General features: G+C 71.3%; 20 protein-coding genes and 4 pseudogenes. 13 read left to right on the top strand and 11 right to left on the bottom strand.

The window, feature by feature from the left end; translation table 11 throughout:
- The first annotated feature begins 164 nt into the window (after positions 1 to 164).
- Positions 165 to 1331: an MraY family glycosyltransferase gene (locus IF17_RS0114350; protein ID WP_030565770.1), complete on the top strand. Its 1167-nt coding sequence runs from the start codon at positions 165 to 167 to the stop codon at positions 1329 to 1331.
- A 24-nt stretch (positions 1332 to 1355) separates the two neighbouring features.
- Here IF17_RS0114350 and IF17_RS0114345 read toward each other — a convergent pair whose 3' ends face one another.
- The gene (locus IF17_RS0114345) at positions 1356 to 2243 is read right to left on the bottom strand and encodes a glycosyltransferase family 2 protein (RefSeq protein WP_030565768.1); all 888 of its coding nucleotides are present in this window, start codon (positions 2241 to 2243) and stop codon (positions 1356 to 1358) included.
- Between the two features lie 118 nt (positions 2244 to 2361).
- Between IF17_RS0114345 and IF17_RS0114340 the strand changes: the two genes are divergently transcribed.
- From IF17_RS0114340 to IF17_RS0114330, 3 genes are all read left to right on the top strand, one after another.
- The gene (locus IF17_RS0114340) at positions 2362 to 4530 is read left to right on the top strand and encodes a PI-PLC domain-containing protein (protein ID WP_209437764.1); all 2169 of its coding nucleotides are present in this window, start codon (positions 2362 to 2364) and stop codon (positions 4528 to 4530) included.
- 116 nt (positions 4531 to 4646) lie between these two features.
- Positions 4647 to 5609, top strand: coding sequence for a metallophosphoesterase family protein (locus IF17_RS0114335; RefSeq protein WP_030565764.1), 963 nt, complete (start codon positions 4647 to 4649; stop codon positions 5607 to 5609).
- Positions 5606 to 6316 carry a 4'-phosphopantetheinyl transferase family protein gene (locus tag IF17_RS0114330; protein ID WP_030565762.1) on the top strand — a complete coding sequence of 237 codons (711 nt, stop codon included), beginning with the start codon at positions 5606 to 5608 and terminating at the stop codon, positions 6314 to 6316. The genes IF17_RS0114335 and IF17_RS0114330 overlap by 4 nt, the downstream gene beginning before the upstream one ends.
- Here IF17_RS0114330 and IF17_RS0114325 read toward each other — a convergent pair.
- The gene (locus IF17_RS0114325; protein ID WP_030565759.1) at positions 6294 to 6911 is read right to left on the bottom strand and encodes a histidine phosphatase family protein; all 618 of its coding nucleotides are present in this window, start codon (positions 6909 to 6911) and stop codon (positions 6294 to 6296) included. The genes IF17_RS0114330 and IF17_RS0114325 overlap by 23 nt on opposite strands.
- 265 nt (positions 6912 to 7176) lie before the next feature.
- On the opposite strand from IF17_RS0114325, the gene IF17_RS0114320 reads away from it, so the two are divergent.
- From IF17_RS0114320 to IF17_RS0114305, 4 genes are all read left to right on the top strand, one after another.
- Positions 7177 to 7392, top strand: coding sequence for a CbtB domain-containing protein (locus IF17_RS0114320; RefSeq protein WP_030565757.1), 216 nt, complete (start codon positions 7177 to 7179; stop codon positions 7390 to 7392).
- Positions 7393 to 7445: 53 nt separating this feature from the next.
- A complete protein-coding gene (locus tag IF17_RS0114315) occupies positions 7446 to 8219 on the top strand; it encodes a CbtA family protein (protein ID WP_030565755.1) in 774 nt (257 codons plus the stop codon).
- 161 nt (positions 8220 to 8380) lie between these two features.
- Positions 8381 to 9145, top strand: a complete 765-nt coding sequence (locus tag IF17_RS0114310; protein ID WP_030565752.1) for an SDR family oxidoreductase — start codon at positions 8381 to 8383, stop codon at positions 9143 to 9145.
- A 32-nt stretch (positions 9146 to 9177) separates the two neighbouring features.
- Positions 9178 to 9909, top strand: coding sequence for a TetR/AcrR family transcriptional regulator (locus IF17_RS0114305; protein ID WP_030565750.1), 732 nt, complete (start codon positions 9178 to 9180; stop codon positions 9907 to 9909).
- A 49-nt stretch (positions 9910 to 9958) separates the two neighbouring features.
- Here the strand turns inward: IF17_RS0114305 and IF17_RS0114300 are convergent, their stop codons facing one another.
- Positions 9959 to 10624, bottom strand: a complete 666-nt coding sequence (locus tag IF17_RS0114300) for a hypothetical protein (RefSeq protein WP_030565748.1) — start codon at positions 10622 to 10624, stop codon at positions 9959 to 9961.
- 109 nt (positions 10625 to 10733) lie between these two features.
- Positions 10734 to 11087 (bottom strand): tetratricopeptide repeat protein, encoded by a 354-nt coding sequence (locus IF17_RS0114295; RefSeq protein WP_030565746.1) that lies wholly within the window; start codon positions 11085 to 11087, stop codon positions 10734 to 10736.
- A gap of 166 nt (positions 11088 to 11253) precedes the next feature.
- Here IF17_RS0114295 and IF17_RS0114290 point away from each other — a divergent pair, with 166 nt between their 5' ends.
- Positions 11254 to 12219 carry a pirin family protein gene (locus IF17_RS0114290; protein ID WP_030565744.1) on the top strand — a complete coding sequence of 322 codons (966 nt, stop codon included), beginning with the start codon at positions 11254 to 11256 and terminating at the stop codon, positions 12217 to 12219.
- Positions 12220 to 12663: 444 nt separating this feature from the next.
- Here the strand turns inward: IF17_RS0114290 and IF17_RS0114280 are convergent, their stop codons facing one another.
- Entirely contained in the window at positions 12664 to 12867 is a 204-nt protein-coding gene (locus IF17_RS0114280; RefSeq protein ID WP_030565742.1) for a hypothetical protein, read from the bottom strand.
- Positions 12868 to 13140: 273 nt separating this feature from the next.
- A pseudogene (locus tag IF17_RS1000000139775) lies at positions 13141 to 13284 on the bottom strand (Mov34/MPN/PAD-1 family protein); the annotation flags it as partial.
- Positions 13285 to 13756: 472 nt separating this feature from the next.
- Here IF17_RS1000000139775 and IF17_RS1000000137775 point away from each other — a divergent pair.
- Positions 13757 to 14490, top strand: a pseudogene (locus tag IF17_RS1000000137775) (transposase); the annotation flags it as partial.
- On the opposite strand, the gene IF17_RS0114270 reads toward IF17_RS1000000137775, so the two are convergent.
- A protein-coding gene (locus tag IF17_RS0114270) for an IS5 family transposase (protein ID WP_425315165.1) occupies positions 14485 to 15397 on the bottom strand; the annotation gives its coding sequence in 2 pieces (ribosomal slippage) (positions 14485 to 14517 and positions 14519 to 15397; 912 coding nt in all). The pseudogene IF17_RS1000000137775 and the gene IF17_RS0114270 sit on opposite strands and share 6 nt — an antisense overlap.
- Before the next feature lie 36 nt (positions 15398 to 15433).
- Here IF17_RS0114270 and IF17_RS0114265 point away from each other — a divergent pair.
- Together IF17_RS0114265 and IF17_RS0114260 are read left to right on the top strand one after the other, a co-directional pair.
- A complete protein-coding gene (locus IF17_RS0114265; RefSeq protein ID WP_030565738.1) occupies positions 15434 to 16063 on the top strand; it encodes a class I SAM-dependent methyltransferase in 630 nt (209 codons plus the stop codon).
- A 91-nt stretch (positions 16064 to 16154) separates the two neighbouring features.
- A pseudogene (locus tag IF17_RS0114260) lies at positions 16155 to 16679 on the top strand (IS256 family transposase); the annotation flags it as partial.
- A gap of 42 nt (positions 16680 to 16721) precedes the next feature.
- On the opposite strand, the gene IF17_RS0114255 reads toward IF17_RS0114260, so the two are convergent.
- The 4 genes and pseudogenes from IF17_RS0114255 to IF17_RS0114240 form a co-directional block, all read right to left on the bottom strand.
- Entirely contained in the window at positions 16722 to 17321 is a 600-nt protein-coding gene (locus IF17_RS0114255) for a DUF6058 family natural product biosynthesis protein (RefSeq protein WP_030565733.1), read from the bottom strand.
- A 301-nt stretch (positions 17322 to 17622) separates the two neighbouring features.
- Entirely contained in the window at positions 17623 to 17967 is a 345-nt protein-coding gene (gene lysM / locus IF17_RS01000000136430) for a peptidoglycan-binding protein LysM (RefSeq protein ID WP_280518067.1), read from the bottom strand.
- 270 nt (positions 17968 to 18237) lie between these two features.
- Positions 18238 to 18821: pseudogene (locus tag IF17_RS1000000137770) on the bottom strand (IS5 family transposase); the annotation flags it as partial.
- A 366-nt stretch (positions 18822 to 19187) separates the two neighbouring features.
- A complete protein-coding gene (locus IF17_RS0114240; RefSeq protein ID WP_030565731.1) occupies positions 19188 to 21164 on the bottom strand; it encodes a heavy metal translocating P-type ATPase in 1977 nt (658 codons plus the stop codon).
- Positions 21165 to 21260: 96 nt separating this feature from the next.
- Here IF17_RS0114240 and IF17_RS0114235 point away from each other — a divergent pair, with 96 nt between their 5' ends.
- Entirely contained in the window at positions 21261 to 21644 is a 384-nt protein-coding gene (locus IF17_RS0114235; RefSeq protein WP_030565728.1) for an ArsR/SmtB family transcription factor, read from the top strand.
- Positions 21645 to 21975: the final 331 nt, after the last annotated feature.

Raw genomic sequence — 21975 nt, 5'->3', positions numbered from 1 at the left:
CGGGGTGAATGGGGACATCGGCCCCGTAGGTTGGGGAGAACCGCCACTCGACTGGCGTCCTACGTCCCCCGACACCGCAGCCGGACGAGCGCCGGGCCGCCGTGTTCCACCGGTCGCCCGGCGCCCCGCGCGCCGCTGTTCACGAACGAGGAAAGGCAGGGCAGGTGAACGTGCTTGGGATCATCGCCTCCGCTGTGGCCGCGCTGTTCATCACGGTCGTACTCGCCAAGGGCGTCCGCCGTACGGCGCTCCGCTCCGGCATCGGCCGTGAGCCGGGCGCGCGCCCCTCGCGTGCCGGGGTGGTGCGCAGACTGGGCGGCGCGACGGTCGTCATCGGCGTCGGTACGGCTGCCGCCGCCGGCTCGGCACTCGGCGCGGCGGGCGACGGGGTACGGGCCGTCACCGGACTGCTGGCCGGGGCCGGGATCGTCGCCGCCCTGGGGCTGGTCCACGAGGTGCGGCCGCTCGGCGCCCCCCTGCGGATGGCGGTCCAGACGGCCGCGGCCACGCTCTCCGTGTGCCTGGCCGGTCTGTCGCCGGTGGCGGGCGTCCTGGCCGTGATCTGGATCGTCCTCGTCACCCAGGCCTTCGCCCTGCTCGACACCTCCGACGGGGCCCTGGCGACCGTCGGTGCCGTCACCGCCGCCGGGCTGCTCGCCTGCGCGGCCGTCGACGGCCGGTCCGGGCCCGCCCTGCTGCCCGCCGCCCTGCTCGCCGGGCTCATCGGCTTCCTGCTGCACAACTGGCACCCCGCACGCATCCGCCCGGGCGCCTCCGCCTCCCTCTTCACCGGCTTCGTCCTCGCCTCCTCCGGCGCGCTGATCCACGCGGCGGCACCGCCGGAGCGCGCCGCCTGGGCCGCGCTGCCCGTCCTCGCGACCGTCGCCCTGGCCGACACCGCCCTCGTCCTGGCCTCCCGCCGCCGCGCCTCGCGCCCCCTGCTCCAGGACGGCGGCGACCACATCACGCACCGCCTGCGCCGGATCCGCGTCACCGTGCCCGGCACGGCCGTCGTCCTCGGCCTGTGGGCGGGCGTGGCGGTGACGACCGGCACGCTGGTGTACGCGGGCGTGCTGCACCCCGCCCTCGCCCTCGTACCGCCGGCGGGCAGCGCCCTGGCCGTCCTCGGCCTGCTGCGGATCCCGGCGTACGTGGCTCCGCCCAGGACCGGCACCCGCCGCCCGGCCCCCGGCACCCCGGCGCCGGCCGCCCCGCCCGCGCCACCCGCCCCGGCAGCCGGCGAGCCGGCCAGGACCCCGGCCGGCCGCCCCACCGTGCCCCCGCCGCCCACCGGCCGCCCCGCCGTCGGCGTCACAGCCGACCGGAGCTGACCCGAGGGCCGCAACAGCCACTCCTCACCCCCGCCACCGCCCGACCGTCGCCCGGGCCGCCGTCCGCGCGTACGGGGAGACCATCAGGAACGGCGCCCACGGCCAGGTGTGGCGCAGGCAGTACACCCACCACTGGCGCGGCGGCAGCTCGGTCACGGAGGTCACCCGGCGCAGCGCCTCCCGCACCCCGATCCCCGGCTCCCTGGAGCCGGGGACGTCCGGCCCCTCCGCGCACACGCCGACGGGCCACGGGGCGACGAACGCGGGCACCCCGGCCCGCCGGGCGCGGAACCCGTGGTCGTAGTCGCCCATCCGGTGGCGGAAGACCTTGTCGAGGTCCCCGACCAGGTCGTACGCCGCCCGCGAGAGCAGCACCACCCGGCCGTCGTACGTGTCGCACGGCTCGGGCCGCTCCCCGCCGGGCTCCACGAGCACCAGGGACCGGCCGCGCCGACCCGAGTACACCGTGGCCCCGTCCGCGCCCCGGACCGCCCCGACGACGACCGCCCCGGCCCCGACCACATCGGCGGCGCCCAGGAGCCGGGCGAGGGCGTCCGGGTACAGCTCGACCCCGTCGTCCAGCCACAACTGGTGCGTCCACCGGTGGCTCGGGCCGCCCGGTCTTCCGCTGTGCGAACCGCCTCCGCCCCCGCCACTGCGGCTGTTGCGGCTGGCGATGCGCATCGCCTGGTTACGGGGGACGTCCGCGCCCACCGACATGACCTCGACGGACGGATGGAGGAGGCGGACGGCCTCCGGAGTACCGTCGGTGGAGCCCGCGTCCACCAGATGCACGCCCAGCGTGGCGTGCGCCGGAAGGCCCTGCTGGCTCTCCAGGGCGCTCAGCGCCGACAGGGTCCGCGCGCGCCGGTTGTGACTTGTCATCAGCACGGCCAGGTGGACGGAGTGCACGGCGGAGCTCCTCACTGCACGAATCTCATCATTCATGCATAAAAGCTGATAATCCGCATAGGCTGAGTGAGTGATCGCCGCACCGATGGAGTACCCGCTTCCCCCGGAGCCCGGCCCCATGTCCCCGGGCCGGGCCCGGCGGGCGGTGCGTGTGGTGGCGTTCGTGCTGGCCGCGCTGAGCGTGCTGACGGTGGCGCTCGCCTCGACGGTCCGCGCCACCGTCCTGTCGCCGGGCTACTACCGGTCGGTCCTGGACGAGGCGTCGGCGTACGACCGCCTCTACAGCGAGGTGCTCGTCGACCCGGCGATCGCCCCGGTCACCCGCGACCTCCTCGCGCACCTGCCCGTGCCCGAGGCGCTCGTGACCTCCAACATCAAGGTCGTCCTGCCGCCGGAGACGGTCCGCTCCCTGACCGACCAGCAGATCCACGCCCTCACCGACTACCTGCGCGGCGACACCGACGAACTGCGGCTGAACGTGGACATCGACCCGGTGCTGCGGAACCTGGCCGAACTCGCCCGGATCTACTTCGGCGACCTGGTTGCCGGCCTCCAGGACCAGGAGGAACCGGACTTCGCCCGGTTCACCGACGACCTCACCGGGGCGCTCGAAGCGCTCAGGGAGGGCCGCGCGCCCACGCTCCCCATCCTGCCGCTCACCGACGACCAGGCGGCCCGCGCCACCGATGCCCTGCTGACCCTGGTGCCCGAACAGGACCGGACGGAGCTGCGCCCCGATGTGGAGGTGGCCCTGGGCAGGGGCGACGTATCGACGGCCCTGGCGACGACCGCGGCCGCCGCACTCGCCGACGGGTCACGGACCGCCGCCGCCGACCTGCGCACCACGCTCCAAGGCGGTACGTGGGACCTCACCGCGGCCCTGACGGCGGCGGGCAACGACCTCGACGCCCTGGAGCAGGCGCGCGAGCGGGTGCGGTGGCTGACGTACCTCCAGATCCTCGCCACCGCCCTCGCCCTGACCTCCCTCGCGGCCCTCTGGGCCACCGGCCCCCGTGCGTCCGCCCGGCGGCTGATGGTGCTGGGACAGGCGGTCGCCTGCGGCGGGATCCTCGCGGCGGGGGCCGTCCTGGTGACCCGTTGGGTCACCAGGGGGCGCTTCCTCACCGTCCCGGCCTCCTGGCCGCCGAGCGTCAGCGCCCTCGTCGAGGACCTCCAGCGCAACGCCGTGGACCAGGCGGTGGCCACCGGACTGACCGCCGCCCTCACGGCCCTCGTCGGCGGGGCCCTCCTCACCGCCACCGGCTGGGCGTTCCTGGTGCGCCCGCGCACGCTGCCGAGGCCCACCGCCGTACGGGGCGTGGCCGCGGGTGTGACCTGCGCGGCGCTGGCGGGCGCGCTGCTCGTCCCGCCCGTACTCGCCCCGTCCGCGCCCCGCCGCTGCCAGGGCAGCGCCGAACTCTGCGAGCTGCGGTACGACGAGGTCGCCCACCTCACCGCCCACAACGCCATGTCCACCACCGCCGACCGGTTCATCGGCCCCCTCCAGGATCCTGACATCACCACCCAGCTCAACACCGGTGTCCGGGCGCTGATGCTGGACACGTACCACTGGGAGAGCCCGCAGGACATCGCCGCCCGGCTCGACAACCCGGAGTTCACGCCCGAGCAGCGCCGGCTCATCTCCGCCGCGATCGACAAGGCCAACCCGCCGCGCGAGGGCCTCTGGCTCTGCCACAGCGTCTGCCGGGCCGGCGCGATCGAACTGACACCCACCTTGAAGGACATCGGCGAGTGGCTCCGCGCCCACCCCACCGAGATCGTGACGCTGATCGTCCAGGACGACATCGGCGCCGAGGAGACCGCGGAGGCGTTCCGCCGGGCGGGCCTCGACGACCTGCTCCACACCCCGTCCGAGGACCCCGACGAGCCGTGGCCCACGCTGGAGGAGATGATCGACAGCGGCCGACGGCTGGTGGTGTTCGCCGAGAAGGCGGACGGCCCGGCGCCCTGGTACCGCAACTTCTACCGGTACGGGATGGAGACCCCGTTCGCCTTCCGCAGCCCCGACGAGATGAGCTGCGCACCCAACCGGGGCGGCACCGGCAAACGCCTCTTCCTCCTCAACCACTTCGTCACCAACGGCGGCGGCAGCCGGCTGGACGCTGGCCGGATCAACTCCCGTGACTGGCTGCTGGAGCGGGCGCGGGCCTGCGAGGCCGAGCGTGACAGCCCGGTGAACTTCGTCGCGGTCGACTACACGACCGTCGGGGACGCGCTCGGGGCGGTGGAGGAACTCAACAACCGCCGTGCACAGGAGCGCCGCTGACCCCGCCGAACCCCGGGGCGGCTGTCGGAGGCTCATGAGAGGCTACCTTTCCAGCGGCTCCGCACCCCTTGCGGACGGAGCCGGACGACGGCCGACAGGACGGGGAACCAGCGCACATGACCGCTCCGAGCGATCCCGCACCGCCCAGTGCCCCCTCAGCCGTTCCGTCGCCCGGCGGCGCTCCCGCCCCGCGCGGGACCGGCCGCCTGCTGGCCGTGAGCGACCTCCACGCGGCGGTCACCGACAACCGGCCCATCGTGGAGTCCCTCCACCCCACGTCCGACGCGGACTGGCTCATCGTCGCGGGCGACGTGGCGGAGCGCCCCGACGACATCCGGTGGGCGCTGAGCCTCCTCGCGGAGCGTTTCGCCCAGGTCATATGGACGCCCGGCAACCACGAACTGTGGACCCTGGACAAGGATCCGGTACAACTGCGCGGCCAGGCCCGGTACGAGCACCTCGTCGAGCTCTGCCGCGAGCTCGGCGTGATCACCCCCGAGGACCCGTTCCCGCTGTGGCCGGGCCCCGAGGGACCGGTGGCGATCGCGCCGCTGTTCCTCCTGTACGACTACACCTTCCGCGCCCCGGGGACGCACACGAAGGAGGAGTCGCTGGCCGTCGCCCACGAGTCCGGCATCGTCTGCAACGACGAGTACCTCCTCCACCCCGACCCGTACCCGACCCGCGACGACTGGTGCCGGGCCCGGGTCGCGGAGACGGAGCGCAGGCTCGCCGCGCACGATCCGGAGATCCCGCTCGTCCTCGCCGGGCACTGGCCGCTGGTCAGGGAGCCCACGTCGATCATGTGGTACCCGGAGTTCGCCCAGTGGTGCGGCACCGAACTCACCGCCGACTGGCACCGCCGGTTCAACGTCACGGCCGTCGTCTACGGGCACCTGCACATCCCCCGTACGACCTGGTACGACGACGTGCGCTTCGAGGAGGTCTCGATCGGTTACCCGAGGGAGTGGCGCGAACGGGGTCACCCGCGCGGTCTCCTGCGCCAGATCCTCCCGTACGAGGCGGAGTCCGCACCCCCCGCCCGTACCGGCACGGCCACCTCCGGAGGCTCCCGGTGATCGAGAGTCTGCTGCCCGCGTACGTCTCCTGCGCCGCGACGCGTGAGGAGAGCGTGCCGGACGGAACCCTGTTCCCCGAGGAGGAGGAGCTGGTCGCCCGGAGCGTGCCCAAACGCCGGAACGACTTCGCGACCGCGCGGGCCTGTGCGCGGCGTGCCATGGGCCGGCTCGGGCTGGAACCCGTCGCCGTACTCCACGGCAAGCGCGGCATGCCCCTGTGGCCCGAGGGCATCGTCGGCAGCCTCACGCACTGCGACGGGTACCGGGCTGCGGCGCTGGCGCGCGACGCGGACGTGTTGTCGCTCGGCGTCGACGCCGAACCCCACGCCCCGCTGCCGGAAGGCGTGGGGGAGTTGGTGGTACGTCCCTCGGAGCGCGAACGGTTCGCCGGGCCCCCGGCCGGGGAGGCGGGCGCGGCCGGCGCGATCCACTGGGACCGGCTGCTGTTCAGCGCCAAGGAGAGCGTCTTCAAGACCTGGTACCCGCTCACCCTGACCGAGCTGGACTTCGACGAGGCGGACCTGACCTTCCACCGGGACGACGACCGGGCGGCGTTCGGCACCTTCACCGCCCGGCTGCTGCGCACCGATCCGGCCCTGCCGCCGGTGCTGGACGGCAAGTGGCGTGTGGAGGACGGCATCGTCGCCACGGCGGTGCTGCTACGGCCCGACTGGCGGGTGGCTCTCAGTCCTCCTGAGGGGCGGTGAGCGGCCGCCCCAGCCGGACGTTCCACCGGCCCGACCGGCCGCTGAGCTCCGTGAGGACCAGGGGCGCGACGTCGAGCCGCCAGAACGCCTCCACCGGCAGGGCCAGAGCGTGCACGACGGCGGCCCGGACGACGGCGGGCTCGGCCACCGCGAGGACGCTCCGGTCCGTGGCACCGGCCCCGTCCCCGGCGGCACGTGTGTCCCCGGCACCGGTCCCGTCCAGCCAGCCGCCCACCCGCTCCACCAGCGCCCGCAGTGACTCGCCGCCGTGCGGAGCCGCCGACGGGTCGCCGATCCAGGCCGCCACCGAGTCGGGTTCGGCGGCGCCCACCTCGTCCAAGCGGCGGCCGCTCCAGCGTCCGAGGTCCCAGCCGGTGAGCGCCGGTTCGGCGCGGGCGGTGAGGCCGAGGGCGGCGGCGGTCCCGAGGCACCGTTCGGAAGGCCCGCTCAGCACCGCTCCGGACTTCGGCACGGCGGTGGCCGCCGCCCGCGCGCTCCGCTCCCCGGCCCGGTCCAGCGGGGCATCGCCGTCGAAACGGGCCTGCCGCAGCGCCGCGTTCATCGCCGGTGAGACCAACACCACCCGTACTGTCATGTTCCTGCCTCAAGTCGTTCCGTGGCGGCCCCAACGGCCGTGACCGGCAGGCGATTCGGGGCCCGAAGCTCAGCAGATTGCACCATGGCGGTGCCTGCGTACAGGCGGTATGGTCACGTCGACCATGACGACGGTGTGACGGAAGCCCGGTGAGAATCCGGCACGGTCGCGCCACTGTGTACCCGTACCTGTGCGGGAAGTCAGACCCAGCACCTTCGTCGGATGTACCACGACAGGGACGCGTGTTCCCACAGGAGGTTCCGCCATGGCGCAGTCCGCCGCTCCCGCAACCGGGGCACCCGCCATCACCCCGATCTCGGCCAAGGCCCTTGCCCCCTGGGCGGTCTTCGTCGGCATCCTGGCGCTCGTACTGCTGTACTTCGTGGGCGCCGAGCAGGGCGCCACCGCCCTCATCTCGGGCGAAGGCGTCCACGAATGGGTCCACGACGGCCGCCACCTGCTCGGTTTCCCCTGCCACTGAGCCACCCGCTCCAGCCGGTTCAGCGAAGGAACAACGGAAACAGGGAAAGTCTCGTGAACTCCATATCTGTCAGAGCTCTGCTCGTGCGCGGCATGATCGCGGGCGTGATCGCGGGTGCGCTGGCCCTCGCCGTCGCGTACTTCCTCGGCGAGTCCCAGGTGGACGCCGCCATCGCCATCGAAGAGGCCCACAGCCACGCCGCGCACGGCGGCGGTGGCGGCGGCGAGGAAGAGGAACTGGTCAGCCGCACCATGCAGGCGACCGGCGGCCTCGCCACCGCCCTCCTGGTCTTCGGCGTCGCGGTGGGCGGCATCGCCGCCCTCGTGTACGCGTACGCGCTGGGCCGCATCGGCAACTTCGGCCCGCGGGCCACCGCCGCGCTGATCGCGGGAGCGGCCCTCCTCACCGTCTACGTGGTGCCGTTCCTGAAGTACCCGGCGAACCCGCCGGCCGTCGGCAACCCCGACACCATCGGGAAGCGCACCACCCTGTTCTTCCTGATGGTCGCGCTCAGCCTGCTGCTGGCCGTCGCCGCCGTGATCATCGGCAAGCGGCTCGCACCGGCCCTGGGCAACTGGAACGCGACCATCGCGGCCGCCGCCGGCTTCGTCCTGGCGATCGGCCTCGCCTACGCCTTCCTGCCCTCGTTCGACGAGGTCGGCAAGGACTTCCCGGCCAGCCTGCTCTGGAAGTTCCGGCTCTCCACCCTCGCCGTCCAGACCACGTTCTGGGCCGGGTTCGGCCTGATCTTCGGCTATCTCACCGAGCGGCTGCTGGTCTCCGGGAACGGGGCCGACGCGCGCCGCGTGGCGACGCCCGTGGGCTGACCGCCCGCGCTCCGTACAGAACCCGCCGGGGTGCAACCGGCGGGTTCTATCGTTTCCGGCCGTTTTCAGAGAGGGGGTAGCGTTGCTAACGTATCGATGTTAGCGTTGATGTTGTCGGGTTTCACGGAACCGCCGCGACCCCTGTCGCCAGGAGCGATGTCATGACCGAACAGACCCAGTCCGTGCCCACCACCGACACCCCTCACCGAGTGGCCGTGGTCACCGGAGGATCCCGGGGCATCGGCCGGGAGAGCGCCGAGCGGCTCGCCGCCGACGGCCTCGCGGTCGTCGTCACCTACGCGGGCAGCAAGGACGAGGCGGAAGCGGCCGTCGCCGCCATCACCGCCGCGGGCGGCGAGGCGATCGCCCACCAGGCGGATGTCGCCGACGAGACGGCCGTCGCCGGACTCTTCGACGCCGCGGAGGAGGCGTACGGAGGGGTCGACGTGGTCGTGCACGCCGCCGGCGTGATGGCTCTCGCGCCGCTGGCCGAGCTGGACCTCGACGCGCTCGACCGGATGATCCGCACCAACATCCGCGGCACCTTCGTCGTCGACCAGCAGGCCGCGCGCCGGGTCCGGGCCGGCGGGGCCGTCATCAACTTCTCCAGCTCCGTGCTGGCGCTCGCCCTGCCCGGATACACCGCCTACGCCGCCACCAAGGGGGCCGTCGAGGCGATGACCCTGATCCTCGCCCGTGAGCTGCGCGGCCGGGACGTCACGGTCAACGCCGTCGCCCCCGGGCCGACCGCCACCGCCCTCTTCCTGGACGGCAAGGACGAGGAGACCGTCGCGCGGATGGCCGCCCAGCCGCCGCTGGAGCGCCTCGGGGCCCCGCAGGACATAGCCGAGGTGGTCTCCTTCCTCGCCGGTCCCGCCCGCTGGGTCAACGGCCAGGTCCTGCGTGCCAACGGCGGCATCGTCTGAGAGCCGGGCCCCGCCTTGATAGCGTCCGTCCGATGAGCAGCACCACGAGCACACGGACCCGCATCCTCCAGGTCGCCGCCCAACTGGTCGGTGACTCGCCCGACGGTGACATCTCCACGCGCGCCGTGTGCGAGGCGGCCCAGGTCGGGGCCCCCGCCCTCTACCGCCACTTCGGGGACAAGGAAGGCCTCCTGTCGGCCGTCGTCGACCACGGCTTCGAGCAGTATCTCGCGACGAAACGCGAGCGCGAGGCCAGCGCGGACCCGGTGGAGGACCTGCGCCGCGGCTGGGACAGCCACGTCGAGTTCGCCGTCCGCAACCCGAACCTCTACCGCCTGATGAACTCACCGGCGATGCGGACGCCGCCCGCCGCGGCGCTGGAGTCGCACCGCATCCTGACCCGGGACCTGGAACGGGCCGCCGCCCAGGGCCGGATACGGGTCGCGCCCGAGCTCGCCGCCCAGATGGTCATGTCGGCCAATGTGGGGGTGGCGCTGATGCTGGTCGCCCGCCCCGCGACCTTCGACGACCCCGGCCTCTCCCGCCGGGTGCGGGACGCCGTACACGCCTCGATCCTCACCCCGGACCCCGACCCCGCCCCGGACCCGGGGACGGGGGCGCGGGAGGAGGCCGAAGTCCCCTCGGCTGCCGCCCGGTTGAGCGCACTGCTGCGCCAGGCGCAGGGGTCGGGGCTCAGCACCGCGGAGGCGGCGCTGATGAAGGAGTGGCTCGACCGGGTGGCGAACACCGGCCCGGAGGGCTGACACCGCCCGCCCGCCGGCACCGGCCCGGAGGACTGGGAGCGCCCGCCCGTCAGGATGCCGTGGGGGAGGGGGCGTCACGATCGCGCAGCCCGTCCTCCATGAGGCGGGCGGTGTTCTCGACGATGCTCCCGAGGTCGTCGCGCACCTCGTCCTCCTTGCTCCCGTACGGGCCGTAGGCGGTCACCGAGAGCAGGAGGTCGCCGTTCCACAGGATGAGCGTGCGGCCGGGACGCCCCTGGTCGTCGGCCGGTCTCGCGTACGCGGCGTCGTGCACCCGCTGCGGCCCGCGCCCGTGCGCCCGGTCGAGGTCTTCCTTGACGCGGTACGCGTGGTGGGCGGGCCCGACGTCCTCGAACACGGCTGCGGTCGTGCTGAGCTTCCACAACGCCCCGTCCGGGCCCGTGAGATCGGCCAGGCAGCCCGTCTGCCGGTAGCGGGGCCGGGCGCCGTTCTCGCCGATGTCCTCCCGGGCCTCGGGGTCGGCGGAATCGGTGGTCGAGCCGAGGGTGAACCCCGGGGCGAGCGGCGTGCCGGCCAGCAGTTCGCACGGGCTGCCGGTCCAGCTGTGCACCCCCGGCGCGCGGGCGGCGGGCTTCCCCGGGCCCCCGGCCCCCTCCTGCCCGCCCCCGGAGCAGCTGGACACGGCCACCGCCGCCGATGCGATGAGCGCGGCCACCCGCGCCCGGTCTAACTCCGCACCCCTGGATCTGCGCATCCCCCGCCCCTTCGTCCCGGAAAGCTCATTATCGGCTGCTCGTACCGGCTGGTAAAGGAGGACAGGGCCGCACCGGTCCGGTGCGGCCCTGCTGTCGTACGGGTAGGAGTCAGCCCTCCCGCGGCCCGAAGTCGCCCTCGAACGCGGCGGCCATCCGCAGCTGCGTCGCCGCCTCGGCCTGCCGCCCCTGGCGCTCCAGCGTCCGGCCGAGCATGAGGCGCGCGTAACTCTCCACCGGGTCGAGCTCCAGGACCGCCCGCAGCTCCTCCTCGGCCCGGCCGAGCCGGGCGGAGTGGTAGAAGGACCGGGCCAGCAGCAGCCGCGGCGCGACCTGCTCCGGCGCCTCCTCGACGAGCCCGCCCAGGATCCGGGCGGCCGTGAGGTACTCCTTGGCCTCGAAGAACATCTGCGCCCGGTCCCACCGGTCGGCGGCCGTGCCGAACTCGTAGTAGGTCTCGTTCACGCGTCCTCCTCGTCATCGTGCGGGCCACCCGCCCGGGGCCGAGCCGCCGAGCTCCCGTCCCGCCATCCGTTCAGCCGTGACAACACCGCATACTGGTTGAACATTCCACTAAATCTTTGGCGTGGGTGCCGACGCTCCACGCTCGTACGGGAATAGGTTGAGCGCCATGAGCAATCTCGATCGCCAGGCCACTCCCTCCGTCTGCGGAGGGCGCGGCTTCGTCGTCGCCGAGCCGGTCCGTGAACTCCTCACCCCCCGCCGCGTACCGCTCGGCGAGTCCACCGAGGTGCGCCGCCTGCTGCCCAACCTGGGCCGCCGCATGGTGGGCGCGTGGGCGTTCGTCGACCACTACGGGCCGGACGACATCGCGGACGAGCCCGGTATGCAGGTGCCGCCCCACCCGCACATGGGGCTCCAGACCGTCAGCTGGCTCCACGACGGCGAGGTCCTGCACCGCGACAGCCTGGGCAGTCTGCAGACGGTGCGCCCCCGTGAGCTGGGCCTCATGACGTCGGGCCGCGCCATCAGCCACTCCGAGGAGAGCCCGAAGTCGCACGCCCGGTTCCTCCACGGCGCCCAGCTCTGGGTGGCCCTTCCCGACGCCCACCGCCACGTGGAGCCGCACTTCCAGCACCACACCGACCTCCCCACCGTGACCGCCCCCGGCGTCACCGCCACCGTGATCCTCGGCGAACTGGACGGCGCGGCCTCACCCGGCACCGCCTACACCCCGATCGTCGGCGCCGACCTCACCCTGGCCGAGGGCGCAGAGGCCCGCCTCCCACTGGACCCGGACTTCGAGTACGCGGTGCTGTCGATGTCGGGAGAGGCCGAGGTCGACGGCGTACCCGTGCTGCCCGGCTCGATGCTCTACCTCGGCTGCGGCCGTACGGAACTGCCCCTGCGCGCCCTCTCCGACGCCGGGCTGATGCTCCTGGGCGGCGAGCCGTTCGAGGAGGAGATCGTGATGTTCCGGAACTTCATCGCCCGATCCGGTGAGGAGATCGTACAGGCGCGAAACGACTGGGAGGAGGGCTCGCGGTTCGGCGAGGTGCAGGGCTACGACGGTGCCCGCCTATCCGCCCCGGAACTGCCCACGACCCCGTTGAAGCCACGTGGACGAGTGCGCTGACCTGGGGGAACCTGTGGTCGGGTTGGTCGTTCTCCCATTGATGGGCGCCGTGCCAGGACCCTCGATAGGTGTCCTGTCCTGTGCTTGGGATCGAGGGTCTGCTGTCCTGGTGAGGAAGCACGTCGAGTCTCGTGTTCAAGCTTGTACGTCAAGGTTCAATCGGATCGATGCTGACCTTTTGCTGACTTTCCTGACCACCAGTCAGGTGAGGGGCTGGTTGCCGTTCGTCGCCCGGATGCCGAGGGAGAGGCCCCAGACGGAGTTGCCGGAGCGTGAGTGAGCGCTGCGGAAGCTGAGTGCCAAACTCGTCCGGCTGCCTGCCGAGCTACCGCACCGAAGCCACAGCCGGTAGGTGTCACGTCGACTGGCTCCAGCTGGTGCCCGCCGACGAGTTCCGGTGCCGATCGGCTACAGATGGGCTCCTGGCCACGGGGAAGCCTCCGCCTATAGGGAGAAGGCCTGGGTGCGGCGCCGCAGGACGACGTCGTCGAGGTTGCCTGCGTCGTCGGCTTCGACGCAGACGGGGTTGGCGGTGTGCATGGCGTTCTCGCGCATGAGGGTGAGGCGGCCGGTCCAGGCGATGAGCCACTGGTAGTGGTCGCCGGTGATTCTGACGCTGGTGGGGCTCGGCGCGGGCAGGGGTTCCATGGTCGCTCTCCGGGGGTGCGGGGTGTGGAGGCTGCTGTGAAAGCCGCGTTGCCGTTCGGCCGTTACCGATGCTGCGGTTGATGCGGCAGGCCGTGCACGGAGACCTGGGCGATCGTGTTGTTGAGGCAGGTCCAGGCAGTGATGTCCCAGTGCGGTCCTCGCGGGCCGACGATGACGGCGATGAACCTGTGGAAGCCAAGTTTCGGGGGCGTCAAGGAGTTGGTGGTAAGTGGCTGCGTCGCGGGAGCTGGGGACGGGGCGGCTGGTGGGGTGGGTGTGCCATTCGCCGATCCAGACGCTGTGGTCCTGGGCGTAGACATGGTCGGCCAGGTTCTGGGCGTGAGCCCGGTCGCGAAGGAAGCAGGTGGAGGTTTGAACCGCTTCGGGGCCGTGGGTTCCGGCGTGCTGGACGGTCACGGTGTCGTGGACGTGGTGTCCCGGCAGGATGCCTCCGGTTTCCCTGGTTCTGTCGGCGGTTCGAAGGTCGCCGGTGATGACGCGCGGTCACCGGTCTGTGTCGTGTGCCCATTCCGTATCCGGCGTCGAGAGCGGGTTCGGGGTCGATGCCGCCGCGCTCGGCGAGTGTCTGGCGCCTGCAGGTGAGGCATCCGTGCTGGGGCCAGGGTCTCGGCCGAAGGATTTCTCCCAGGGCACCGTCCTGCAGGACGCAGGCCATGACAGCGGGGATTCCTGCGCGGCGGGCGAGGTGTCCGGTGACGCGGCGGGCGGCAACGCCGTCGGCCGTGCAGAGGACAAGGTCGCTTTGAGGAGAGCAATGCTCAATACCTGTGGATCAGCCCTGACGGAAGGAGGCGGACCTTCCCGATGGATCGATCGATAGGTCATCGAGCAAGGCCGACGTCGCCGCGTCGGCCGGGAAGGCACGCCCATGCTTACGGTAGTCAACGAGGACAGCACCACGCCAAGCAGCGGTTCGCTGCTTGATGAGATTGTCCGGGAAGGCGCACGGCAGATGCCGGCCGCCGTGCTGGAGGCCGAAGTCAACGCATATATCGCCGCGTTGGCCGATGAGCGCGACGACAAAGGGCGCCGCCAGGTGGTCCGCAACGGCTGCCACCAGCCCCGGCAGGTCACCACCGCGGCCGGAGCGGTCGAGGTGAAGGCGCCGCGGGTGAACGACAAGCGCGTTAGGCCACCGGCGAGCGCAAGCGGTTCTCCTCCGAGATCCTGCCGCCGTGGTGCCGCAAGTCGCCGAAGATCAGCGAGGTGCTGCCCCTGCTCTACCTGCACGGCCTGTCCTCCGGCGACTTCGTGCCCGCACTTGAGTAGTTCCTCGGCTCCTCCGCCGGTCTCTCCCCGGCGACGGTCACCCGGCTGACCCAGCAGTGGCAGGCCGACCACGCCGCCTTCATGGACCGCGGCCTCGCCGAGGTCGACCACGTGTACGCGTGGGCCGGCGGCATCCACCTCAACATCCGCCTGGAGGAAGCCAAAGCCTGCGTCCTGGCGCTCATCGGGGTGCGCGCCGACGGCTCCAAGGAACTGGTCGCCCTCAAGGACGGCTACCGCGAATCCGGCGAGTCCTGGGCGGACCTGATGCGCGACTGCGCCCGCCGGGGCATGCGCGCCCCGGTCCTCGCGGTCGGCGACGGTGCCCTAGGGGGTGTCTGACAAATGACTACCCCGTGGACTCGCGGAGCCAGAGGATCAAGGAAGCCAGGACAACTCCGGCACGGTAGCGGTCGCCGAGCTTGTCCAACCGGGTCGCGATCGCGCGGAACTGCTTGAGGCGGGTGAAGCATCGTTCGACGACGTTGCGGTCGCGGTAGGTGACCTTGTCGAAGGTCGGCGGCCGGCCGCCGAGGGCTCCGCGTCGGTGGCGGTTCGCCGCCTGGTCGCGATGCTCGGGGATCGTGGCAGCGATGCCCCGGCGCCTCAGCAGATGGCGGATGGCCCTGCTGGAATACGCCTTGTCACCCAGCACACGGTCCGGTGTCGTGCGCGGGAGGCCCGTGCCGAGGCGCGGGGTGCGGATGCCGTCGAGGACCTGGCCGAACGCCGTCGCGTCGTTGACGTTGCCGGGCGTGAGCACAATCGACAGGGGCAGGCCCCGGCCATCGACGGCGAGATGGACTTTGGTGGTCGGTCCGCCTCGGGAGCGGCCGAGGGCCTGGCGCGCCTGCGAGCGGCCCGGATCTTCCAGTTCGTCCCCGTTCACATCCCCCCTTTTTCGGGCGCCGACTGCGTGCTGGTGGGCTCGGTTGATGGTGGAGTCGACGGAGACGGTCCATTCCACCCGGCCCACTGCGTCATCGCGGACCTGAACGTGCTCCAGCAACCGTGCCCAGGTGCCGTCCGCCTCCCAGCGGGCGAACCGCTCGTAGACGGTCTGCCACGGCCCGAACCGGTCGGGAAGATCCCGCCACGGAGCCCCGGTCCGCAGCCGCCACAGCACCCCGTTGACCACCTGCCGGTGATCACGCCACGGACGGCCCCGTCCGTCCACCTGAGGCAAAAGGGGCTCTATCCGCCTCCATGCCGCATCCGTCAACTCACCTCGACCTGCCACAAGATCAATTATCAGACCGGCTATAGAGTCCTGCCCGTGGCGAATCATCAGGACGAGACCAGGACGGCCTACGACGGTGTCGTCGAGCTGTACGCATCGCTGTTCGCAAACCGGCTGGAAACACAGCCTTTCTCCCGGGCCATGATCGGCACCTTCGCCGAACTGGTGCGCGCGACGGGCAACCTGCGGACAGCGGACGTCGGGTGCGGGCCCGGACATCTGACAGCCATGCTGCACGAACTCGGCCTGGACGCCTTCGGACTAGACCTTGCCCCCGGCATGGTCGACCACGCCCGGCAGGCCCATCCGGCGCTGCGCTTCCAAGAGGCGCGGATGGAATCCCTGCCCATCGAGGACGCCGCGCTCGGCGGCGTGCTGGCCCACTACTCAATGATTCACACCCCTCCGGGGGAACTACCGGAGCTGCTCGCCGAACAGGTACGCGTCCTGGCACCGAACGGTCTGCTCCTGGTCTCCTTCTTCGGGACCGACGGACAAGTACCGGTCCGGTTCGACCACAAGGTGGCGCCCGCCTACAGCTGGCCGGTGGATCGCCTCGCCGAACTGCTGGGCGATGCTGGGCTCGATCCCTTCGCCCGGCTGCTCCACGATCCATCCTCTGATCGGGGCTTCCTCGACACCCATCTACTGGCCCGCCGTTCGTAGCCACTGCCCAGTCCCCCCAGCCGATCGGCGCACCTCCGGATTGCCAGCTCAGCCGAATTTCGCTGATCAGACCGGAATTGTCAGGCACCCCCTAGGCTTCTGGAAGGCCCCGGCCGAGGTGTTTCCCGAAACCCGCGAGCAGAGGTGCTGGGTCCACAGAACCGCAAACGTCCTCGACTCCCTGCCGAAGTCCGCGCAGCCCGGCGCGAAGAAGGCCGTCCAGGACATCCACCACGCCGAAGACTGCGACCACGCCAAGGCGGCGGTCAAGACGTTCACCCAGCTCTACGGCGCGAAGTTCCCCAAGGCCGTCAAGAAGATCACCGACAACGAGGCTGAGCTACTGGCCTTCTACGACTTCCCCGCCCAACACTGGATCCATCTGCGGACGACCAACCCGATCGAGTCCACGTTCGCCACCGTCCGGCTGCGGACCAAGGTCACCCGTGGCGCCGGCTCCCGTACTGCAGCCCTGACGATGGTCTTCGAGCTTGTTGAGTCCACCCAGGCCCGGTGGCGGGCCGTGAACGCGCCCCATCTCGTCGCCCTCGTCCGCGCCGGAGCCCGCTTCCAACGCGGCCGCCTCGTCGAACGTCCCGAAGCCCGCGCGGCATGAGCGATCGCAACCGATCCGCGGAACGCCACCCACGGATCCGGGTCACCGGCGCGGGAAGCGGGCGCGCGGGGCGTCGATGCAGGTGTCCCGGGACGTGGGTCCGCCGAACCGAAGACGGTCGTAGGCCGTGAACGCCGGTTCCAGCGTGTCGAGTTCGTCGACCAGTGCGTGCAGCCGCTCGGACCACCGTGCTGAACCGGCATCCGGCTCGTTCGCTGCGGCGCTGATCGCGGTCGTCAGGTAATCCTTGCGCTGAATGGCGGCCGGGGTCACCGAGTGCAGGCACACGTACTGTCCGCTGAGATACGCACTCCACTCCGCCTTACCGGTGATCGGGTCGGCCCAGTGAGCGGTGAACCACGCTTCGAGCAGCTCTACGCCGCCAGCTTCGTCGGCGAGAGCGAGCAGGTCGGCCGGCACCATCTCGGCACCGTCGGAGCGCAGATATCCCGGAAGCGGCAGATGCCGCCCCAGCATCAGCCGGCGGACCGCATCGGCATCGCGGCCATGAATTGCGCACAGTTCCTCCAGGGCAACGAACTGCGCGCTGACGTATGCGTCATCGGTATCGGTCATCGGATGGTCGCCGTTGACTTCGCGGAATCGCTCGGCGAGCTGCTGCTTCAGATCTGTCTCCGACATCGGGTCGCCTCCGGCGTTTACCAGCGCGGGCGTCTCCCGCACAGGACTCGGCACGCTACCGGCCGGACGGTTCGGCACTCACCGAACCATCGATGGAACCACGACAGCACGAGGGCACCTCGCCCTCGCTCCGCCCACCGATCCACAGCTCTTGACAATTACTCTCGGGTTTCGGGCTGCCCTCCGACAAGTGACCTTGACTGTTTGCCAGGTGAGTTTGACCGCCTGGTCCGGGCGGCTTTTGGCCAGCCGCCGCTTTTGCGCGGGTCCGGTGTGGCCCGGTCCCGCGCCGGACCTACTGTCAGTCAGTCAGGCGCAGGACCTGGCCGGGGTAGATCTTGTCCGGGTGGCCAAGCATCGGCCTGTTGGCCTCGAAGACCTTCCGGAACTTGTTGGCATCGCCGTACGCGGACTCGGCGATGGCCGGGAGGTTGTCGTCGGCCTTGACGGTGACGAATCGGGCGGCCTGGGCGGCGGGGCCGGTGACGGTGATCTGGTCGTCGACGGTCGCCACCCCGTTGATGTTCCCGCTCGCGAGGATGAGCTTCTCTTTCTCCTCCTGGCTGCCCGCCTTGCCCTTGAGGGTGATCTTGTCGTCCTGAACCTCGGGGAAGACGTCGGGGCGGCCCAGGCCCACGCTCTCGATGTGCTTCAGCAGTGCTCATGGGCGTCGGAGGGGAGAAACAGGCCGGGGACCTTCTCGCCTGCTTCCTTGTCGAACGAGTGCAGCGACATCCGGATGCCTCCTGTCGGTAATCAATTGCCTTCTCACCGTAGGCGCGAACAGGCTTGGCACGACCCTGATCCACACGGTCGTCGCCCGTCCGAGTCACCGAGGTCGGCGCTGCTTCTGGCCGTGCTGCTCGCAAGCGATCGAACTCACCTGGCACACAGTCAAGATCACTTGTCAGAGGGCGCGGGCCCGGGGCCGTCCGCCCAGCGGGCGGGGAACCCGAATCCGGTCCAGGACCTCGATCATTTGCGGGGCGTCACCCCACTGACCTGGCGTGACCAGAAGAGCCATGGGGCGGCAGCCGCCTTCACCGGCGAGGTGGATCTTGGAGGTCAGACCGCCCCGGGACCGCCCGAGTCCGTCATCGGGGCGGTGGTGCCGGGGCGTCGTCCCTTCTATCGGGACCCGCGGCCTGACCTTGCGGGCGCCCGCCCTGTGCTGGTGGGCCAGACAGGACGTCGAGTCGACGCCGACCATCGACCAGTCGATCCGTCCGGCAAGGTCGGCGTCGGCCTGGACCGCCTGCAGGATCCGGCCCCAGGTGCCGTCCGCCGACCAGCGGCGATGCCGCTCGTAGACGGTCCGCCAGGAGCCGTAGCGTTCCGGCGGATCATGCCACGGAACACCGGTGCGGACCCGGAACAGGATCCCGTTGAGCACGGTCCGGTGATCGTTCCACCGGCCGCCACGACCTGCGGAGGCAGATGCGGCTCCAGTAACGACCACTCATGATTCGTCGGACCCCCCCGGACCCATGACCTAACCAACGAGCGACCGGTCAGAAAGTCATATGATCCGCCGGATGGAATCTAGAGCCACCGCGTCCCAGACGACCGTGTGCCAGCATCGCGCTACCGGCAGGGGCTGACACACCTCGTCCACCGGCTTGTTCCGTGCACCGTCTCCACCAGTACCCCGGAGCAGCCCCTGCCCTGCTCCGGACGGCTCAGAGAGCCGGGCACCCCGTCCTGTGACGACCAATCTCCGCTGTCACGAACTCGCGGTGGTCCAACTGCGGTGACAACCGGTCCACCTTCGGACCTTGGGGGTACCGCAGCAGCAGCAGCCTCGGCAGACGGTGTCAGTGGGCCGTGCCGCCCCCGGGCCGGGGACGGCACGGCGGGTGCGTCTGCTCACGCGGTGTCCTTGGTGATGCGGGGCCAGGCTGCTTCGCGTAGCAGGCGCAGGCCGTTCAGGCCGACGATGACGGTGGAGCCCTCGTGCCCCGCGACGCCCAGGGGCAGGGGCAGGGTGCCGATCAGGTCCCAGGCGACGAGGACGGTGATGAACGACCCGGCGATGGCCAGGTTCTGGATGACGAGGCGGCGTGCGGTGCGGGAGAGCTGGACGATGGAGGGAATGGTGGCGAGTTCGTCGCGCACCACGATGGCGTCGGCGGTCTCCAGGGCGAGGTCGGAGCCCGCCTTGCCCATCGCGATCCCGGAGTGCGCGGCGGCCAGGGCGGGGGCGTCGTTGACGCCGTCGCCGACCACCAGCACCCGGCGCCCCTCCGCCTCCCACGCCTTCACCGCCGCCACCTTGTCCTGCGGCAGTAGTCCGGCGCGGACGTCGGTGATGCCGACCTCGGCGGCCAGATGCCGGGCTGCGCTTTCGTTATCGCCGGTGAGCAGGACGGGGGTGCGGCCGGTCAGCTTGGTGAGTGCGGCCACGGTCGCCGCCGCATCGGGCCGCAGCCGGTCGGCGATGCCGAGGACACCCATCACAGTGCCATGCCGCAGCACGGCCACCGCGGTCCTCCCACTGTCCTCCAGCTCGGCCACGATCGTCTCGTGCGGCGCGGTGGCGCTGTCGGTGAGCAGCCGGGAGGGGGAGCCGACCTGGACGGTGTGGCCGTCGACGGTGGCGGTGACGCCCTCGCCGGGGACGGAGGAGAAGCCGGTGACCGCGGGCAGGTGAAGGCCGCGTTCGCGGGCGGCTTCGACGACGGCACGAGCAAGGGGGTGTTCGCTGGGGTGCTCGGCCGCTGCCGCCAGGGCGAGCAGGCCGTCCTCATCCAGGCCGCTGCCGGGAAGGGGGTGGACGCGGGTGACGCGGGGGGTGCCTTCGGTGAGAGTACCGGTCTTGTCCAGGGCCACGAGGTCGACCTGGCCTAGGCGTTCCATGACGACGGCGGACTTGGCGAGCACGCCGCGCCGTCCGGCATTGGCGATGGCGGACAGCAGCGGCGGCATGGTGGACAGCACCACCGCACAGGGTGAGGCCACGATCATGAACGTCATCGCGCGCAGCAGCGCCGACTGGAGGGTGTCACCGAACGCGAGCGGGGTACCGAAGACCGCGAGGGTGGCGATGACCATGCCGATCGAGTACCGCTGTTCGATCTTCTCGATGAACAACTGGGTCGGGGCCTTGGTCTCGGAGGCTTCCTCGACCATCTTCACGATCCGGGCGATCACCGAGTCCGAGGGGTCGCGCTCGACCCGTACGCGCAGGGCGCCGGTGCCGTTGACCGTGCCGGCGAACACCTCGTCCCCTGCCTGCTTGGCCACCGGCAGCGGTTCGCCGGTGATGGTGGCCTGGTCGACGTCGCTGGAGCCGTCGAGGACCTGGCTGTCCGCGCCGACCCGCTCGCCGGGCCGGACCAGGATCGTGTCCCCGACCGCCAGATGCTCGGTATCGACCGCTTCCTCGGTGCCGTCGGGCAGAAGCCGGGTGGCGGTGGCCGGGGCCAGGTCGAGCAGGCCGCGCACGGAGTCGGCGGTCCGTGCGGTCGCGGCGGCCTCCAATGCGCCGGAGGTGGCGAAGATGACGATCAGCAGCGCGCCGTCGGAAATCTGCCCGATCGCGGCGGCCCCCAGGGCGGCGACGACCATCAGCAGGTCCACGTCCAGCGTCTTGTCCTTGAGCGCCTTCAGGCCCTCCCAGCCCGGCTCCCAGCCGCCGGTCATGTAGGTCGCGGCGAACAAGGTGCCCCACAGCCACGCCGGGCCGTCCAGCAAGTAGACGGGCAGGGCGAGGAGGAACAGCACCAGCGAGGCGAGCGCCCACCGGGCTTCCGGCAGCGCGAGCAGACGGGTACGGCGCGGGGGCAAGGCCTGGGGAGGGCCGCCGGCGGGCGGCGCGGACCGCTGGTCCAGGGCAGAAGACATGACAAAACAACCCTTCACGGGCGGGACGAGGGCAACACCTCCACCGTACAGGAACATATGAACAGGTCTTCAAGTCTCATCGGTATGATGGGGAGCATGGGCCACGGACGCGACACCACCGCCAGCGCCAGCACCCGCGAGCGCCTCGACGCGGTCGGCACCGCCGACGTCGCCGCCACCCTCCAGGCCCTGGCCACCCCCTCCCGGCTCTACATCCTGGCCCGCCTCCAGGAGGGCCCCTGCTCGGTAGGTGACCTCGCCGAAGCCGTCGGCATGGAGAACTCTGCCTGCTCGCACCAACTCCGCCTGTTGCGCAACCTCGGCCTGGTCACCGGGGAGCGTCAGGGCCGCAGCATCATCTACTCCCTCTACGACAACCACGTCGCCGAACTCCTCGACCAGGCCCTCTACCACGTCGAGCACCTGCGCCTCGGACTGCACGACGTCCCCGCCGGCGAACCTGCCGCCGTCGGCCACTGACGAGGGGCGTCTCCACCCGCCGGCGCGTTGCTCCATCTACGCCGAACCTCCGCCACGCCTTCCCGGCGCGGGCACGGGTCCATCCTCGACAACAGGCCGACCCCCCCCGGCCATCTGACCAGCGCAATCAATCTTCGGTGACACGGACGCACGTTCACTCGGAGTGCATTGGCGCGGGCTCATCTCCGATGGCACAGGACGCGAAGTCATCGAATCGCCGTGTTCGGGCAGGCACGCTTGTCGCAAGAATCGAACAAGCGGCCTAATGGCTTGCGTGGCATCTTTCCCTTCCCCCCTCCCCGTGACCTGGCGTCCTGTCGCACTGAAGATT

Origin of the sequence: Streptomyces cyaneofuscatus (genome assembly GCF_000718135.1) — a bacterium.
GTDB classification, from domain to species: domain Bacteria; phylum Actinomycetota; class Actinomycetes; order Streptomycetales; family Streptomycetaceae; genus Streptomyces; species Streptomyces cyaneofuscatus.
Note: the sequence above shows the minus strand (reverse complement) of the source record. Positions and strands in the feature narration are given on the sequence as shown.